This is a genomic window from Bifidobacterium sp. B4111 (assembly GCF_026537235.1).
GTDB lineage: Bacteria > Actinomycetota > Actinomycetes > Actinomycetales > Bifidobacteriaceae > Bombiscardovia.
This window is the reverse complement of the sequence record NZ_JAFNMO010000002.1, coordinates 324,417-340,062: the sequence shown is the minus strand read 5'-3', so window position 1 is coordinate 340,062 and position 15,646 is coordinate 324,417. Positions and strand designations below refer to the sequence as shown.

The window sequence follows — 15,646 nt, the reverse complement described above, 5'->3', positions numbered from 1 at the left end:
AAAATAAATAGCGACAAGGCAAAGCCGACAGGTTCGGCAGCCAGAGCAAAGGAGCAGACGTTGAGCGATACGGTTCATAAGGATGTCGAAGGAGCCGACCCCTACGGGTATCTGATGGTGCACTTCATCGAAGACCCCCAGGGGTATGCCGAGCGCCTCTACTTCGACCTGTCACGAGGCGACGACCCTCTGAGCTGGGATCCGCTGTACGGGGGCAGGCCGCTGCTGACCTCGCATCTGGGCACTACCGGCCTGCGGGATCCCTACATGGTGCGTGACCCGCGCAACGGCCGGGTCTATGTCATGGCTACAGATCTGCGGGTGTTCGGCGGCGATCAGTCAAAGGGCAGCGGCTGGGAGCACTGGTCCCGCCACGGCAGCACCAAGTTGATGATCTGGTCCACTGACGACCTGATTCATTGGTCAGGTCCCTGGCCGCTGGATGTGTCCTTACAACAGGACGGCAGCAGGGTTCCGCTGGGCATGGCCTGGGCGCCGGAGTGCCTATGGGTGCCCGACTATGAGGGGCCGCGGCAGGGGGCCTTCGTCCTCTACTGGTCATCCAAGCTCTTTGACCAGGATGATCCTGACCATGCCGACCCGTCGGTATATGACCGGGTGCTCTGGGGGTCGACCACCGACTTCACACAGGAGCACTTCCGCTATGGGGGAGTCCTTATCGATACCAGCCGCAATGCCATTGACACCACCATGGTCCAGCGTCCTCTGCCTGGGGGCGGCCTACGCACCTACCGGGCCACCAAGGACAACGGCTTTGGCCGGGGCATCTGGCTGGACAGCACTGACGATCCTCGATGGTGGCTGCCGCAGGCCCGGTGGACCACCATCCAGGAGCAGATCGGCGCCGGCTGGTGCGCCGACGGCAACCCCTCGGGCGTAGAGGGTCCGGCTCTCTACGCCGACCATGCCCGGAACCGTTGGTACCTGCTGGTGGATGTGATTCCTTCAGTGGGCTACAGGCCCATGGTCAGCGATGATCCGGACGCCGGGTTCGACTACGCCCGGGAGCAGGACTTCCGCCTGCGCCCCCATACCAAGCACGGCGGGGTCCTATCCCTGACCCGGCAGGAATACGAACGTCTGCGCCCTCTGGCGCGACAGGACTGAAACAAAGCACTGAGAAAGGAGCAAGACGTGGACAAGGCCTGGAGACCACCTATGGGGTGGAACAGCTGGGACAGCTACGGGACCACCGTCACCGAGCAGGAGGTGCTGGACAATGCGCAGGTCATGCGCGACAGGCTGCTCCCGGCGGGCTGGGACACGGTCGTCATAGACATCGCCTGGTACGACCCGACCGCCAGGGCCCATGGCTACAACACCAAGGCGCCCCTGGTCCTGGACGGCTATGGCCGGCAGCTGCCCGACCCGGTCCGGTTTCCTTCGGCGGCCGACGGCCAAGGGTTCGCTCCGTTGGCTGCTCGGATCCACGATCTAGGGCTGCGCTTCGGCATTCATGTCATGCGGGGCATCCCCAGGCTGGCGGTCGAGCGGGACCTGCCCGTCCTCGGCACCTCCTATACCGCCGCCCAGGTGGTTGACACCACCCATGTCTGTGCCTGGAATCCCGACAATTACGGTCTGGACCATTCCCATCCGGGAGCCCAGGCCTGGTATGACGCCCAGGTTGACCAGTTCGCACGTTGGGGGGTGGACTACCTGAAAGTGGACGATATGCAGGTCCCTTTCATGGACCGGGAAATCGACGCCTACGCCTGTGCCATCAGCAAGGCCGAGCAGGCCCATGGCCATCCCATGACCCTCTCCCTGTCCCCGGGCACCCGGGTGCCCACCACCCATCTTGGCTTCCTGCGGGATCACGCCCAGCTCTGGCGGATTTCGGACGACCTCTGGGATCGTTGGCAGGACCTTTACGCCCAGTTCGCCCGTCTGGCCCGCTGGGCACCTTTGCAGAGCACAGGCCACTGGGCCGATGCGGACATGCTGCCTCTGGGGCATATCGGACTGCGGGCCGAGCGGGGCGGGGACCGGTCCAGCCTCCTGACGGCCGACGAGCAACGCACCATGCTGACCCTTTGGGCCATGGGGCGCTCGCCGCTGATGGTGGGCGGCGACCTCCCCAGCAGCGATGAGGCCATTCTGTCGCTGCTGGATAACCCAGCCTTGGAGGAGGTCACCGCCGGTTCGGCCGACAATGGTGAGATCATCCGAGAGCCGGTCGAGAGTGGGGACGGCCAAGACAAGAAGATCCTAGGCGAGGAGATCGTCTGGAGGGCCCTGGCCAGCGACTGGGCCGACGGAACCCCCTCGGGCCATGACGGCGGGGTCTATGCGGCTGTCTTCTGGACCGGGGATCGCCCCCGGCGAGTCAGGACGGCCCTGTCCTCCCTGGTGGGCCTGGACGGGGCGAACGAGGCCTGGACCCCGGTCGACCTGTGGGGGAACCGGACCACTGAGCCCGCCCAAATCAGCCTGGAAGGACAGGGTGCCGACCGTGAGCTGGCGGCTCTTGTGCCTGCACACGGCGTGGTCTGGGTGGCTCTGGATCCACGCTGAGGCTGATCAGCGCTTGGAGCCCCAGATGCAGACGTTGTTGCCCAGGGCGCTGAAGGTCATGACCATGCGGTGATCCTTGTCCCTGGGCAGCCGGGCGAAGACCCCCTGGTAGCTCACGGTCCCGTCCTTCTCCTTGAGGTCCATGGACAGCCGTCCCCGGTCGTCGACCTGCCAGTGGCCCTGGCGTGCTCCGGTCACCTGGCCGCCGGGCTCCAGACGGATGTCCACAGCCTTGACCACGCCCCGGTATTGGGTGCTGTGAGTGTCGGTCACCTTGCGCGGTCCCTTGAAGAAGATGGTCGGATCATGCTCCACCAGCTCATAGGTGCCGGCCTCGTCCTTGGCGCTGTATGGGCCGCCGGCCTTGGTGCCCAGATACTCATAGGGGGCCGCCACCAGCCACCCGTCTGCTGTGGGCATCAGCTGCCGGACGCGGATCTGATGCTCCTCCTTGCGGTCGGAGAATCTGGTGTGATAGATCACGTAGTCTCGGCCGTCCTTGTCGTGCAGAGCCGTGTTCCCGCCCTGCGAGACCTCGATGTCGCCCTGCTTGTCTCCGCTCCACTGGTAGGAGCCCATCAGGCGGATGCCTGTCTCGCTGGTCCAGTTGTCGGCCTCGCCGCTGGTGGCGATGGCCGGGTTGCCCTGCTGGTCCAGATAGGGGCCGGTGATGGAGTCCGAGCGGAACATCCGCATCTGGTAGCCTCCGGTCTGCACCAGCTTGCCGTAGGAGAGGAAGAGGTACCAGTGGCCGTTGGTGTGCAGCAGCGCCGATCCTTCGCCTGAGTTGCCGAAGCCTCCGGCGAGTTTGTGTCCGTAGTAGGCGTCGGACTGGTTGGCCTGGGTGGGGTAGGTGGTGGAGTAGTCGCGCAGACCGGTCTTGGGGTCCAGCCGGATCATCCAGATGCCGCCGAACCAGGAGCCGAAGCTCATCCACAGGCCCCCCTGCCCGTCATCCTTGACACAGGCGTCAATCGCATTGATGCCCGTATCCGTGTAGGACTGATAGCGGTCCAGCTTCGGGTCCGGGCCCAGCACCTTGGGAACGTCGGTGTGCATGTAATTGGCCCGTGTGAAGCCGGAGTAGACCACTGGTCCTGCATAAGTCCAGTCGCCGTCCACCCGGTCGGCGGTCAGCAGGACGATGACCGAACGATGCTCGGCCCCGTTCAGGCTCAAGTACATGCACCACTTCTTCATGGTGGCGTTGTAGTAGACGTCAGGCGCCCACATGTTGCCGGTCACGTCCGGGTTGGAGGACTGCTTGGGCCAGTCCTTCCAGATCTGGGCAAAGATCTTCTTGTAATCGCGGCTCAGGTTGTTGGTGAATGGGGTCCAGTTGACCAGATCTGTGCTGCGGGCATAGGCCCGGTGCGAGCCGAAGACGTAGTAGCTCTTGCCGGAGCGAACCAGGGAGGGGTCGTGGACCGAGACGCGCTTGGGTTCCTGGGTGGCGGCGGCTTTTGTGCCGCTGGCTGACGGCTGCTGGTTCGAGCAGGCGCCCAGTGCCCCTGTCAGCAGCACCGCCAGACCCGCCGTCAGGGCAGTCAGGGCCTTGATGGCCCGTCCGATGCGTTTGGGTCTTCTCATGGTTCCTCGCTTTCCGTGAAGGCAGCCCGATCGACATCGATGACGACCCGCGGCGCATGGCCGACCTTGCGAAGTCGGTTCGGATGAGCAAACAGCCCGGCCTCATCCATGCGGTCATCAGGCGTCGTGGACTGATCTCCATGTATAATTTCTATCGTTAGAAAACGATAGTCGTCGGCGTTGAAGCCGGCAAGCCGGATGGAAGGAATCGTCATGGGTGAGGATGTTCTGGACGGTGGACGAGAATCTGGGGATGGGGTTGCGCTCATGTGCTACACCCGGCGTCCCACTGATCGGCAGGAGGCCAACAACGAAGATGTCGCTCTGAGCATGCACCTGGCCCTGCGATCGCGGGCGACCGGCCGTTGGGAGCCCCTGAACGGCGGCTACGGCATCTTCTTCGCTGCTGCTGTGCCCACCAAGTCTGTGCCGGATAGTGCCCGTGGGGCCTGCACGGCCGGGGCCGCCCTGCCAGGCGAGGCAGCACCGCAAGAGGGCGGGCACAACCCTGGACTGGACGCTCATCAAGGCGAAGGGTCCAATGCTGATGCTGATGGCGACGACAATGTCGACGATGGCCAGGCATCCCAGGCGGCCCAGGAACTGGCGGTGGTCCCAGGGCAGGATCTGGTCCTCAAGAGCCTGATCGACCCCTTCCTGCTGCCCCTGAGGGACGGCGCCTTCGTCATTCTGGCCACCAGGGTGGCCAGGGGCGGCCAGTCGGACGGCTCCCAGGCCGACTCCTTCCTGACGGCTCTTTCGCCGGACCTGCTGACCTACCGACGGCTGCCACAGGTCCATATCCTGGGCGCTCATGGGATCCACCGGCCCAGGGCGCGGCTTCTGGACGATGGCCAGGGCTGCCGGCTTTACTGGGACGACGACCGCGGGCGGCTGTGCACGGCCACGGTGGACGATCCGACGCGGATGGGCATGGTGGCCGACATGAAGATCCTGGAGGATGACGATTCTCTGGTCCAGGGCGACCCCCTGTCCATGGACCGGCGGCGCGCCCTGGAGGAGGACTGCGGCATGAAGGGCATTCTGGCCGGCAATGTGGTGCTGATCCGCGCCGATTGCGAGCGCGGCCTGCTGGAACGGTTCGGCCGCATCTATAACACCGGCGTGAAAGTGGATCCGGTTCAGGTGTTCCGAGGCGACGGTCTGGAGTCGGCCCGGCAGGCCCAGGCACGGCTCCTCTACAGCGATGGGTCTGCCGCCTTGCGCGGGGTGGACTGGGATCAGAGCCAATTGGATCGTCTGGCCAGTGACCTGGCCCTGGGTCGTCTGAATCATGGAGAGACCAGGCTGATAGGCGGACGGGTCCGGCAGACGGCTTACCCGGTCCCCTTCGCTCGGCAACGTGCCGATCCCTCCATTTTCCGCTGGTCCTGGAGGGGCCGGCGCCTGTTCATGTTCATCGCCACCGAGGATGCGGATGGCAATTGCGTCGACCCCTTGAACGGGCACACGCACATGCCCCTACGGGTCGCTGACACCATCGAAGGCCTGAGCGATCAGGCCGGCGGTCATGAAAAGGAGGTGGACCTGCTGCGCAGGGGCGATCGCAACAGCGAAGGCCGAGTCATGACCGGCTGTTTCTGGGCCCCGGAGATCCATCTGATCGGAGGCAGGCTCTCCATCCTCTTCATGCCTTGCTTCGATGGTCCGCGGACCAACCCTGACGGGACCGCCAACGATCGGGCCGGGAAGCCGGACATGTGGACGGGCTGCTGCCATATCATGCAGCTGCGCCGCGACGACCAGGGCCGGGATCTGGACCCTCGCCAGCCTGAGAACTGGGACAGCCCCCGACCCATTCTGCGGGCCGAAGGCACCCCTCTCAACCCCATCCAGCGCATCAGCCTGGACATGACGGTCCTGCACGATACCGGCCGCTGGTATTACGCCTGGCAGCAGCTGGGCTCGGTCTGGATCGCCGCCTTCGACCCTGCCCGCCCCGACCGTCTGACCAGCACGCCACGCCAGATCATCGTCCCCGAGTTCGCCTGGGACAACATGATTGCTGAGGGGCCCAATGCCGTGATCCACGACGGCCTGATCTTCCTAATTTATTCCGGCTCCCTGGTGGGCATCGACTACACCACCGGACTGGTGACCGCGCCGGCCGGTGTTGGGGCCGATCTATGCGATCCCGGCGTGTGGAAGAAGCTGGACTACCCATTGCAGAAGTCCGGGAAGTACAATGGCCATTGGCAGCTGGGCACCGGCCACGGTATGTGGTCCCAGGACGAAGACGGCACCATGATCTACGTTTTCCACAATGCCGAGCATGACCAGGACCGCTACCTTGGCCGCGACAGTCAGGTACGACGGGTACATTGGTCCGCTGAGGGGATGCCCGTATTGGATATGCAAACGGATGAGGAGCTCGACCCCACCCGTGCCACGGTAACCTTGGAGGTTAGGGTCTTATGAGTTTAGCCGATTCCCCCGGCACAGGACGTGGTTCCACCCCGACTATGAAGGATGTGGCCCAGGCCGCAGGAGTGTCGGTCAAGACCGTCTCCAATGTGGTCAATGACTATGAATTCGTCTCCAAGGCTACTAGAGGCAAGGTCAACAAGGCCATAGAGGAGCTGGGCTACCGGGTCAATGTGCCGGCCAGAAACCTGCGGCTGGGCTTCACGGGGATGATCTCTTTGGCCATACCTGATCTGGCAATGCCTTACTTCGCTCAGCTCTCCTCCTTGGTCATCGAGGAGGCCAAGAAGCTGGGCATGCGGGTTCTGGTGGAGCCCACCCTCTACTCGCGCGAGGGTGAAATCGAGGCTCTGCACGGCTCCCAGCGATCCATGATCGACGGCCTCATCTACAGCCCGCTGGAGCTGGGCATGGACGATCTGGACCAGCTGCGGGTGGACTATCCTCTGGTGGTTGTGGGGGAGCGGATCTTCAGCGATCAGTTTGATCATGTGGCCACGGAGAACGTGGAGGGCGCCAAGCACGCCACCGCCTATCTGATTAACACTGGTTGCCGTCGGGTGGCGGTCATCGGCACCCATCCCGGCGAGAAGCTTGGTTCGGCTGCTCTTCGCTTGGAAGGGTACAGACAGGGTCTTGAGGAGGCCGGCCTGGACTACGATCCCCGGTTGGTGGCCCCATCGCGCATGTGGCATCGCATCGACGGGGTCAACGCCATGAATGCCCTGCTGGACCAGGGCATTGTCCCCGACGGGGTGGTGGCCCTGAACGACATGCTGGCGGCAGGGGTTCTGCATTCCATACAAATGCATGGCATGTCGGTGCCGGACGACATCTCGGTAATCGGTTTCGACAATTCCGATGATTCCCAGTATCTGTCGCCCTCGTTGACCAGCATCTCGCCCGGGCTCAAGGCCGTGGCCAGGCTCTCGGTCCGTGTTCTCAAGGACAGGATCAATGGGGTCCAGCCGCTGAACACCAAAGAGGGCGAGCACGTCTTCCGCAAGGTATCCTCCTCGCTGGTGGTCCGCAATTCAACCCGTGCCCTACCCGGAAACGAGATCGCCGTCTGATCGCTGATGTGCTTTTTCGGGTGTCTTGGATTTCTGAATTTCTAACGTTATAATATACTGAAGACGTTCTCGAATGATTTGATGCGGCACCGGCGGGCCATGGAGGCCTGCCGGTCGGAGCGCGGCCGCTCCGATGCCGATGCGGAAAGGTGTGAACATGCGTCATCAATCGTCATCAGACGCAGGACGACGGAGCCGAGGAGGGGTTGCAGCGGCGGCCCTCGTGGGCATGATACTGGCGGGCGGCACAGTCGCGTCTCCAGCCTGGGCTGATCAGTCCCCAGCAGATGGCAGCGCTACAACCAGGATGTCCGCCAGTCAGCCGCAGCCCCTGCTCGGCTACGATTTTTCAGCCCTTGCCGCAGGAGCCAAGGAGGCAAACAATACTGTCACAGGCTCATCCTTTGGCCCGGCCCGCATCCTGGATGCCAATGGCCGGCCGACAGGGGCGGCCAAGAACGACGATGCGCTCCTGTTCGATGGATCCACTTATGTCAAGCTTCCCGATGACATACTGAGCGGACACGCCAGCGCCACGGTGTCCATCCGCGTGCGCAACGACCGGTTCAACGCCTCAGGCCCCTGGACCTATCTCTGGTCGCTAGGGGGGACCGGCCAGCAGGCTGTCGGCTCCTGGACCGCCTCCACCCATACCTCCCTGTACACCTCCATCACTTCCAAGGCCAACGGCCAAGGCGAGACATATCTGCCGGCATCCAAGAACCTGCCCAATGACCGCTTCTCCACGTTGACCGCCACCATCGACGGCAAGAACAACATGGTTCGGCTCTATATCAACGGTTTGCAGGTGGCTGAGGGCAAGGCCACGGTCAATCCCGCCGCCTTTGGAGACCACCACCACAACGTAATCGGCCAGTCCCGATACCCCGGCATAGGCGACGCCCTCTTCCATGGCGCAGTGCAGTCATTTGCCGTCTATCCGCAGGCCCTGAATGCCGACCAGATCGTCGCCACCCTGCCCTCGGAGGACCTTGGAGATCTGATCAACCAGCAGGCCGCATCACTGGCGGTTCCCGCAGCCGTAGACGGTGATTTCAACCTGCCGGTCTCAACTACTGTCGCCTCGGTGGGGTGGACCTCTTCTGTGCCTGGAACAGTCAGTGTCAATGCTGCCACCGGGAGGGCCCATGTGGTCCCCGGCAAGCGGGATGTCCCAATCACGCTGACGGCCCGGCTGCAAGCGAGCAAGGCCTCGAGGTCCTCCCGAGACGCTAAAGCCATCCAGCAGGACTACCGGCTTATTGTCAGGGGCACATCCAAGGACGATCAGAACGCCTACTCGCGCGTCTCTGTGCATGACCCTTCCGTGGTCAAGGCCGGAGGGCGCTACTATGTCTTCGGCTCGCATCGGGCCTGGGCCCGCAGCACCGACCTCAAGCATTGGGAGCCATTCACCAACAATCTGAGCCGGGATTACCAGCGCATTCTGGATCCTATCTGGAAGGCATGGCCCAAGCAGTCCTCCAACCCGGACGTGACCGGCAACATGTGGGCGCCCGAGGTCTACTACAACGCCACCATGAAGAAGTGGTGCATGTACCTGAGCCTGAACGGGGGAGGGTTCCCCTTCCAGAAGTCGGTCATCGTCCTGCTGACGGCCGACGACATCGAGGGGGACTGGAGCCTGGTGGGCCCAGTGGTCTACTCCGGCTTCCAGAAGTCCAACGTGGAGGCTACTGACGTTCCCAAGGTGCTGGGCCCCAATGTCGATTTGTCGCGTTATGCCAGCCTTACGGATACGGGCATCAATGCGATTGACGCCTGTGTCAAGGATGACGGGCAGGGGGGCCTGTGGATGAGCTTCGGCTCCTGGTTCGGCGGCATCTGGATGATCCGGCTGGACCCCAAGACCGGTCTGCGCGACTACTCCACCACCTACCCCACCCAGGCCAACCAGTCCGACGCCTACTACGGACACAAACTCGCCGGAGGCTTCGGCAACTCAGGCGAAGGCACCGCCCTGGTCCGTCAGGGTGACTGGTGGTATCTGATGCTTTCTTACGGCGGACTCGGGCAGACCGGGGGCTACCAGATGCGTGAATTCCGCTCCCGTTCCATTACCGGCCCCTACATGGACCAGAACGGCAAGCCGGCCGTCTATGGGCGTGCAATGAACGATCTGGATGCCAACCGGGGTCTGCGGATCGACTCCTCCTTCGCCCAGCCTGGACAGGACGAGGTGCTGACCTCCCAGGGAGGCAATGCGCTGTTGATTGACGAGGATCGCGTCTTTAACGTTTACCATACTCGCTTCGTGCGCGCTGCGGGCAACTTGGAGGAACATCAGGTCCGGGTCAAGCAGATGGTCCAGACCCCTGACGGATGGCTGGTCATGACGCCCTTCGAATACCGGAATCCGGTGGGCAGGGTCTCCTCCAGCCAGGTGGTCGGCGACTACCAGGTGGTGGTCCATGATCCGGTCCGTTGCTATGCGGGATCCGGCCTGCTCAGCCCGGCAATCTACCGGTCCGTGTCAGTGAGCCTGCTGGCTGGCGGTCGGCTGGGCGGCCAGGTGCAGGGCTCTTGGACGGCGACTGGTGGCGATCTGACCATCAAGGTGGACTCGGCGGATCCGGGCACTCTGTTGCACGGCGTCTATCGGGCCAGGCTGGGCCGACAGCTTGATGAGCAGGGCCATCCGGTCGTCTTCTTCTCAGGATTGGGCGGCGATGTCTTCACCGATGCCGGTGCCGATGTCTCTCAGGCAGCAGGTGCCGCGGCCATCTGGGGCTCGCGTCCCCTGGCCGGTCCCAAGGTTCAAGAGGAGGCCGATGGCGATAGCGGTCATGCGACTGTTCCCGCCGCGGACTCCACTCGTGCACCTGCAGGTCGGTCCGGCAAGGAAGGCAAGGCCGGTCGTCTTCCCTCGGCCGGATCGGCCCTGTCGGCTCCCGTCGCAGCCGCATCCGCGGCCCTTGTCTTGGGTCTGGGCGCACTGGTGTTCACTGCCATTCGCCGAGCCCAAGGCTGAACCCGACCGGGCCCACTGCCCAAGCCGCCCTCCGCCTTCGAACTCGAGCGCCCGGCGGAGGGTGGGCAGCTCGCTGATATTCAACGTTGTATATTGGTCATATAGACCAGTACCTCCGTCTTCGTGATAGGAACACATGATGAGCGCATACCACAATCCCCTGGTACTCCAGCGGGCCGATCCCTGGGTCATCAGGCATAGGAACCTCTACTATTTCACCGCCTCCTACCCGGCCTACGACAGAATCATCCTACGCGCCGCCGCCAGGCTGGACGACCTGCAGGCCGCCCCTGAGCGCACCATCTGGCACAAGCACGAGTCCGGCCCCATGAGCAGGTATATCTGGGCGCCCGAACTCCACCAGATCAATGGGGCTTGGTATATCTACTTCGCGGCTGCCGAGGAGGACTTCGGCTCCGCCGATCTGCCCACCCATCGCATGTATGTGCTGGAGAATACCGGCAAAGACCCCATGGATGACGAGTGGATCGAGAAGGGGCAAATCCACACCCCGATCGACTCCTTCTCCCTGGATGCCACCACAGCGGTGATCGGGGGCAGCCAGTACCTGATTTGGGCCCAGAAGGATCCAGCCATAGAGGGCAATTCCAATCTCTACATCGCCCGCATGGCCAATCCCTGGACCCTGGCCACTGATCCTGTCCTGCTCTCAAAGCCCGAATACGACTGGGAATGCATTGATTTCAAGGTCAACGAGGGCCCGGCTGTCATGCTTCACCAGGGCATGATCTACCTGACCTACTCGGCCTCGGGCACCGGGGTCCCTTACGCGGTGGGCATGCTGACCGCCTGTGAGGATGCCGACCTGCTGGATCCTGCCAGCTGGACCAAGAGCGATCACCCCGTCTTCAAAACGGCTGAGGAGAACCATCAGTATGGGCCCGGCCACAACTGCTTCACAGTCAGCGAGGATGGCAGCCAGGACCTGATGATCTATCATGCTCGCAACTACACACATATCGAGGGTGATCCCCTCTTCGATCCCAACCGCCATGCCAGGGTTGGGCTGGTCACTTGGACCGACCATGGACCAGACTTCGGACTACCGCTGCCTGATGATCGGTGGACCCCGACGAGCCGCCAGATCCTGCCTCCCGATGGCAGCCATTGAGCGGCATAACCGGGCTATGCCCGACACGCTTGTACATCGTTGGAGAAGAGAGTAGTATATCATTTGCAACGTTAGAAAGATGTCGGTTTACAAAGGCGTGGGCTACGTTCACGTATCTGGGAGCGTGACCAGGCGATGCAAGCCATTGGACCAGATGGGCAGGACATGGTTGTTTCGGCCGTCATCGGTTCCTTTGTAACCGTTGCTTGATGTCGAAAGGACAGAGACAATGAAGGCAATCAGAAAGGCTGCGGTAGCCGCGATCGCGCTCGCCACGCTCAGCACCGTGGGGCTCTCGGCCTGCGGTTCCGGCAGTGGTGGCAAGGATGCCAAGGGCAAGGACGGCGTTACCAACATCGTCATGTGGCACGGATTCTCCGAGGCCGATGGCAAGACTCTGAAGAAGATCGTCGAGAACTTTAACAAGTCCCAGAAGAAGTACCACATCGACGCCCAGCTGCAGCCCTGGAGCACTATCGGCGAGACCATGGTCACCAAGGTCACCTCGGGCGACGGCCCGGACTTCGTCACCACCGGCGCCGACAACGGCCAGGGCTGGTCCATAGACGGCACCTTCCAGTGCGTGCAGGACTTCTATGACGATCCCTCCAACGAGACCAAGAACTACCTGCCCAACGTGACTAAGCAGACCGAGTTCACCATCGACGGCAAGAAGCAGCAGTGCGCGGTTCCCATGGGCTATGCGCCCACCACCGTCTGGTACAACACCGATATGTGGAAGGCTGCCGGCCTGACCGAGCAGGATTATCCCAAGACTTGGGACCAGCTCCTGGATGTGGCCAAGAAGTTGACCAAGGGTGACGGTTCCCAGTACGGCATGGCCCTGTCCGACTCGGGATGGGCGGCCTTCATGAAGGGCAACGGCACCGGCCTGTACAGCACCAAGGGCAAGGTCACCATCAACTCCGAGCAGAACAAGGCCTTCCTGCAGAAGATGCGCGAGTTCTACAAGGGTGGTTACTCCAAGACCGGCATGGATGACACCGCTGCACGCGAGTCCTTCGAGTCCGGCCAGTCGGCCATGGTCATCGTCGGCCCCTGGGAGGACCAGGCAGCCACCGACAAGGGCATCAAGCACGATCTGTTCCCCGTGCCCAACGGAGACGGCACCTATGTCTACCCCGACGGCAAGAAGGGCTCCAACACCGGTTCCACCGGTCTGTATTGGTGGGTCACCTCGCAGGTCAAGGACGAGGCCAAGAAGAAGGGCATCTACGCCTTCTTCAAGTACTACAACAACCATGACAACCAGGTCATGTGGTCGCTGGGCTCCGCCTATCCGTCCAACAACAAGACCGTGACCACCGACGAGCTTTCCAAGCGCCCCCTGATCGCCAAGGTCTCCGAGAATACGGACAACTCCTACATCGGCATTGCCGGCCTCAAGGGCGGCTTCGCGGATATCTCGTCCACCCTGGATTCGGTGACCCAGAACACCGCCCGCACTGACGATGACATTTCCGCCTCGCTATCCAAAGCCTCCAACAAAATCCAGAAGTATCTGGATGAGTACAAGGCTGAGGACTGATTGAACATCCGCCCCTGAGGAGCCGGCCTGGCGGCCTGCAGCGCCGTCGGCCGGTCCCTCATGGCTGACCGTCGCCCGGGCCCGGCGTCCGGGCGGCACTTTGGAGTACCTATGTCCACTACCACTGGGATCCCACCCGCGCAGGGCGCCGACGAGGTCATCAAGGACAACAAGAAAACCCTTTCCAGGCGCAATATCCGGATCGGGCTTAGCTTCATAGCCCCGGCCCTGATCGTCCTGTCGGTCTTCGTCTTTTACCCGACCATTAAGACCTTCTTCACCTCGCTGACTACCGACCGCATCAACCGCAAGGGCATCTTCGTCGGTCTGCACAACTACGTCGAGCTTTTCACCAACGCGGACTTCTGGACCGACTTCCGCAACACGGTCATCTACGCGGTCGTCTACGCGCCGTTGGTGGTCATCGTGGCCCTGGCCTTCGCCCTGTTGCTCAACCGCAAGGACATCAAGGGGGTCGGCTTCTTCCGCACCTGCCTGTTCATGCCCTACATCATCTCGCTGACTGTGGCCTCCATCGCCTGGAGCTTCCTTCTCTCGCCATCACTGGGTCTCATACCCTACTGGGGCAAGGTGCTCTTCGGCATCCAGCACATGGATCTGCTGGGAACCAAGTCCACGGCCCTGGCCACCATCATTTTCATCACCGTATGGAAGAACTTCGGCTATTTCATGGTCATCTTCCTGGCCGGCCTGCAGGGGATCAACCCGGACCTGTACGAGGCGGCCTCCCTGGATGGAGCCAACGCCTGGCAGCGCTTCCTGCACATCACCCTGCCAGGGCTGATGCCCACCTTTAACTACGTGGTCATCTTCGGACTGATCGGATCCTTCCAGGTCTTCGACCAGGTCTTCATCCTGACATCCGGAGGCCCCGACCGCGCCACGGAGACCATCGTCTACCGCATCTACACCGAGGCCTTCGGCAACGGCAAGATGGGCTATGCGTCGGCCCTGTCCTATGTCCTGCTGATCATGACGCTGATCATCGGCGTTATCCAGCTGGTCTGGAACAACAAGCATGAGAAGGAGGAAATCGGATGAGCCAGTCGACTCCTACCGCAATCGAGCACGATAAGCTGCTCAGGAGGGCCCATGCCCGACACATGGTGGCCAGGGTCCTGACCTACTTCCTGCTGATCCTGATGACGGTGATCATCATCTTCCCCTTGCTGATCGTGCTGATCACCTCCTTTACGCCCAACAAGCTGACCCAGACCTGGCCGCCCAAGGTGATTCCCTCCTCATTCACCCTGGACAACTACACCTCGCTCTTCCAGCGGATGCCCATCGGCAAGCAGCTGATGAACACAGTGATTTTCGCCGGTGCTGTGACGGTCTTCTCGGTCTTCTTCGACTCCCTGGCCGCCTACGGGCTCTCTAGGATCGACTTCAAGGGGCGCGGCTTCCTGCTGGGAATCCTGATCGCCACCATGATGATCCCTGGCATGGCCCTGCTGATCCCGGTCTACAAGCTGCTGGCAAGCATGGGTCTGGTCAACTCTTATTGGGGCATCATCATCCCCAGGCTGGCTGATGTGGGCGGCATCTTCCTGATGCGGCAGTTCTTCATCTCCCTGCCCAAAGATCTGGACAACGCGGCTCGCATCGATGGTGCCGGCGAGTTCCGCATCTTCTGGCAGATTATCCTGCCCAACGCCAAGTCCTCGGTGCTGGTAGTGACCATGTTCAACTTCATGGGCAACTGGAACGACCTGCTCTGGCCATTGATCATGACCAGCCGCCCGGAGACAAGGACCATAACCGCCGGTCTGGCCATGCTGACCGGCCATGGCTCCTCGGTCACGCCCTATGGCGTGGTCATGGCAGGCGCCCTGATCTCGGCACTGCCCTTGCTGATCATCTTCTTCTTCATCCAGAAGAGCTTCGTGCAGGGCATCGCCATGACCGGTATCAAGTGATCGACGAGGCCACCATTATCGGCACCGGGCCCAGGGCCCTTTGAGGGGTGGGCCACTGCGCCTGGTGTCCAAGGGGCCGACGGGGGATGACCAACCCTCCGTCGGCCCCTTGTTCGTTCTGGATCTAGACTGGGCTGGTGAGCGTCGCGGACGGGGAGGTCAAGCATGGATGAGCGTCAGGGCGATCAATATGGGCTGAGCCCCGACCAGCAGGATGCCTTGGGGGTTCTGGCATCGGAGGATCCCCATGCCGGACAGTCCAAGTGGACCATCTTCAGGCAATTGCCGCCGAATGAGCGTTAGCCATATTTCGCCCAGCACTTTCTTCCCGGTATTCTGGCCGCCGCTCTGGTACTGGCCCTGCTGGTCGGCCTGGTCGTCACCAGA

12 protein-coding genes are annotated in these 15,646 nt (G+C 62.3%); 10 read left to right on the top strand and 2 right to left on the bottom strand.

The window, feature by feature from the left end; all coding sequences use genetic code 11:
- Positions 1 to 60 precede the first annotated feature (60 nt).
- Both J3T93_RS05300 and J3T93_RS05295 read left to right on the top strand, forming a co-directional pair.
- A complete protein-coding gene (locus J3T93_RS05300; RefSeq protein ID WP_267430840.1) occupies positions 61 to 1,128 on the top strand; it encodes a glycoside hydrolase family 43 protein in 1,068 nt (355 codons plus the stop codon).
- Between the two features lie 51 nt (positions 1,129 to 1,179).
- Entirely contained in the window at positions 1,180 to 2,538 is a 1,359-nt protein-coding gene (locus J3T93_RS05295; RefSeq protein WP_267430839.1) for a glycoside hydrolase family 27 protein, read from the top strand.
- Positions 2,539 to 2,544: 6 nt separating this feature from the next.
- Here J3T93_RS05295 and J3T93_RS05290 read toward each other — a convergent pair whose 3' ends face one another.
- Together J3T93_RS05290 and J3T93_RS05285 are read right to left on the bottom strand one after the other, a co-directional pair.
- Positions 2,545 to 4,128, bottom strand: coding sequence for a glycoside hydrolase family 43 protein (locus J3T93_RS05290; RefSeq protein WP_267430838.1), 1,584 nt, complete (start codon positions 4,126 to 4,128; stop codon positions 2,545 to 2,547).
- Complete coding sequence (locus J3T93_RS05285; RefSeq protein ID WP_267430837.1) at positions 4,125 to 4,343, bottom strand: hypothetical protein; 219 nt, start codon at positions 4,341 to 4,343, stop codon at positions 4,125 to 4,127. The genes J3T93_RS05290 and J3T93_RS05285 overlap by 4 nt, the downstream gene beginning before the upstream one ends.
- Between J3T93_RS05285 and J3T93_RS05280 the strand changes: the two genes are divergently transcribed.
- The 8 genes from J3T93_RS05280 to J3T93_RS05245 all read left to right on the top strand — a co-directional run bounded on the left by J3T93_RS05280 (position 4,342) and on the right by J3T93_RS05245 (position 15,562).
- A complete protein-coding gene (locus J3T93_RS05280; RefSeq protein ID WP_267430835.1) occupies positions 4,342 to 6,567 on the top strand; it encodes a family 43 glycosylhydrolase in 2,226 nt (741 codons plus the stop codon). The two genes, J3T93_RS05285 and J3T93_RS05280, sit on opposite strands and share 2 nt — an antisense overlap.
- A complete protein-coding gene (locus J3T93_RS05275; protein ID WP_220236737.1) occupies positions 6,564 to 7,646 on the top strand; it encodes a LacI family DNA-binding transcriptional regulator in 1,083 nt (360 codons plus the stop codon). The genes J3T93_RS05280 and J3T93_RS05275 overlap by 4 nt, the downstream gene beginning before the upstream one ends.
- A 157-nt stretch (positions 7,647 to 7,803) precedes the next feature.
- The gene (locus J3T93_RS05270) at positions 7,804 to 10,638 is read left to right on the top strand and encodes a family 43 glycosylhydrolase (protein WP_267430833.1); all 2,835 of its coding nucleotides are present in this window, start codon (positions 7,804 to 7,806) and stop codon (positions 10,636 to 10,638) included.
- 139 nt (positions 10,639 to 10,777) lie between these two features.
- Positions 10,778 to 11,770, top strand: a complete 993-nt coding sequence (locus J3T93_RS05265) for a family 43 glycosylhydrolase (protein WP_267430969.1) — start codon at positions 10,778 to 10,780, stop codon at positions 11,768 to 11,770.
- Positions 11,771 to 11,999: 229 nt separating this feature from the next.
- Positions 12,000 to 13,319 carry an ABC transporter substrate-binding protein gene (locus J3T93_RS05260; protein WP_267430831.1) on the top strand — a complete coding sequence of 440 codons (1,320 nt, stop codon included), beginning with the start codon at positions 12,000 to 12,002 and terminating at the stop codon, positions 13,317 to 13,319.
- A gap of 111 nt (positions 13,320 to 13,430) precedes the next feature.
- Entirely contained in the window at positions 13,431 to 14,381 is a 951-nt protein-coding gene (locus tag J3T93_RS05255) for a carbohydrate ABC transporter permease (protein ID WP_220236740.1), read from the top strand.
- The gene (locus tag J3T93_RS05250) at positions 14,378 to 15,259 is read left to right on the top strand and encodes a carbohydrate ABC transporter permease (protein ID WP_144178217.1); all 882 of its coding nucleotides are present in this window, start codon (positions 14,378 to 14,380) and stop codon (positions 15,257 to 15,259) included. The genes J3T93_RS05255 and J3T93_RS05250 overlap by 4 nt, the downstream gene beginning before the upstream one ends.
- A gap of 165 nt (positions 15,260 to 15,424) precedes the next feature.
- Positions 15,425 to 15,562, top strand: a complete 138-nt coding sequence (locus tag J3T93_RS05245; RefSeq protein ID WP_267430827.1) for a hypothetical protein — start codon at positions 15,425 to 15,427, stop codon at positions 15,560 to 15,562.
- Positions 15,563 to 15,646 lie beyond the last annotated feature (84 nt).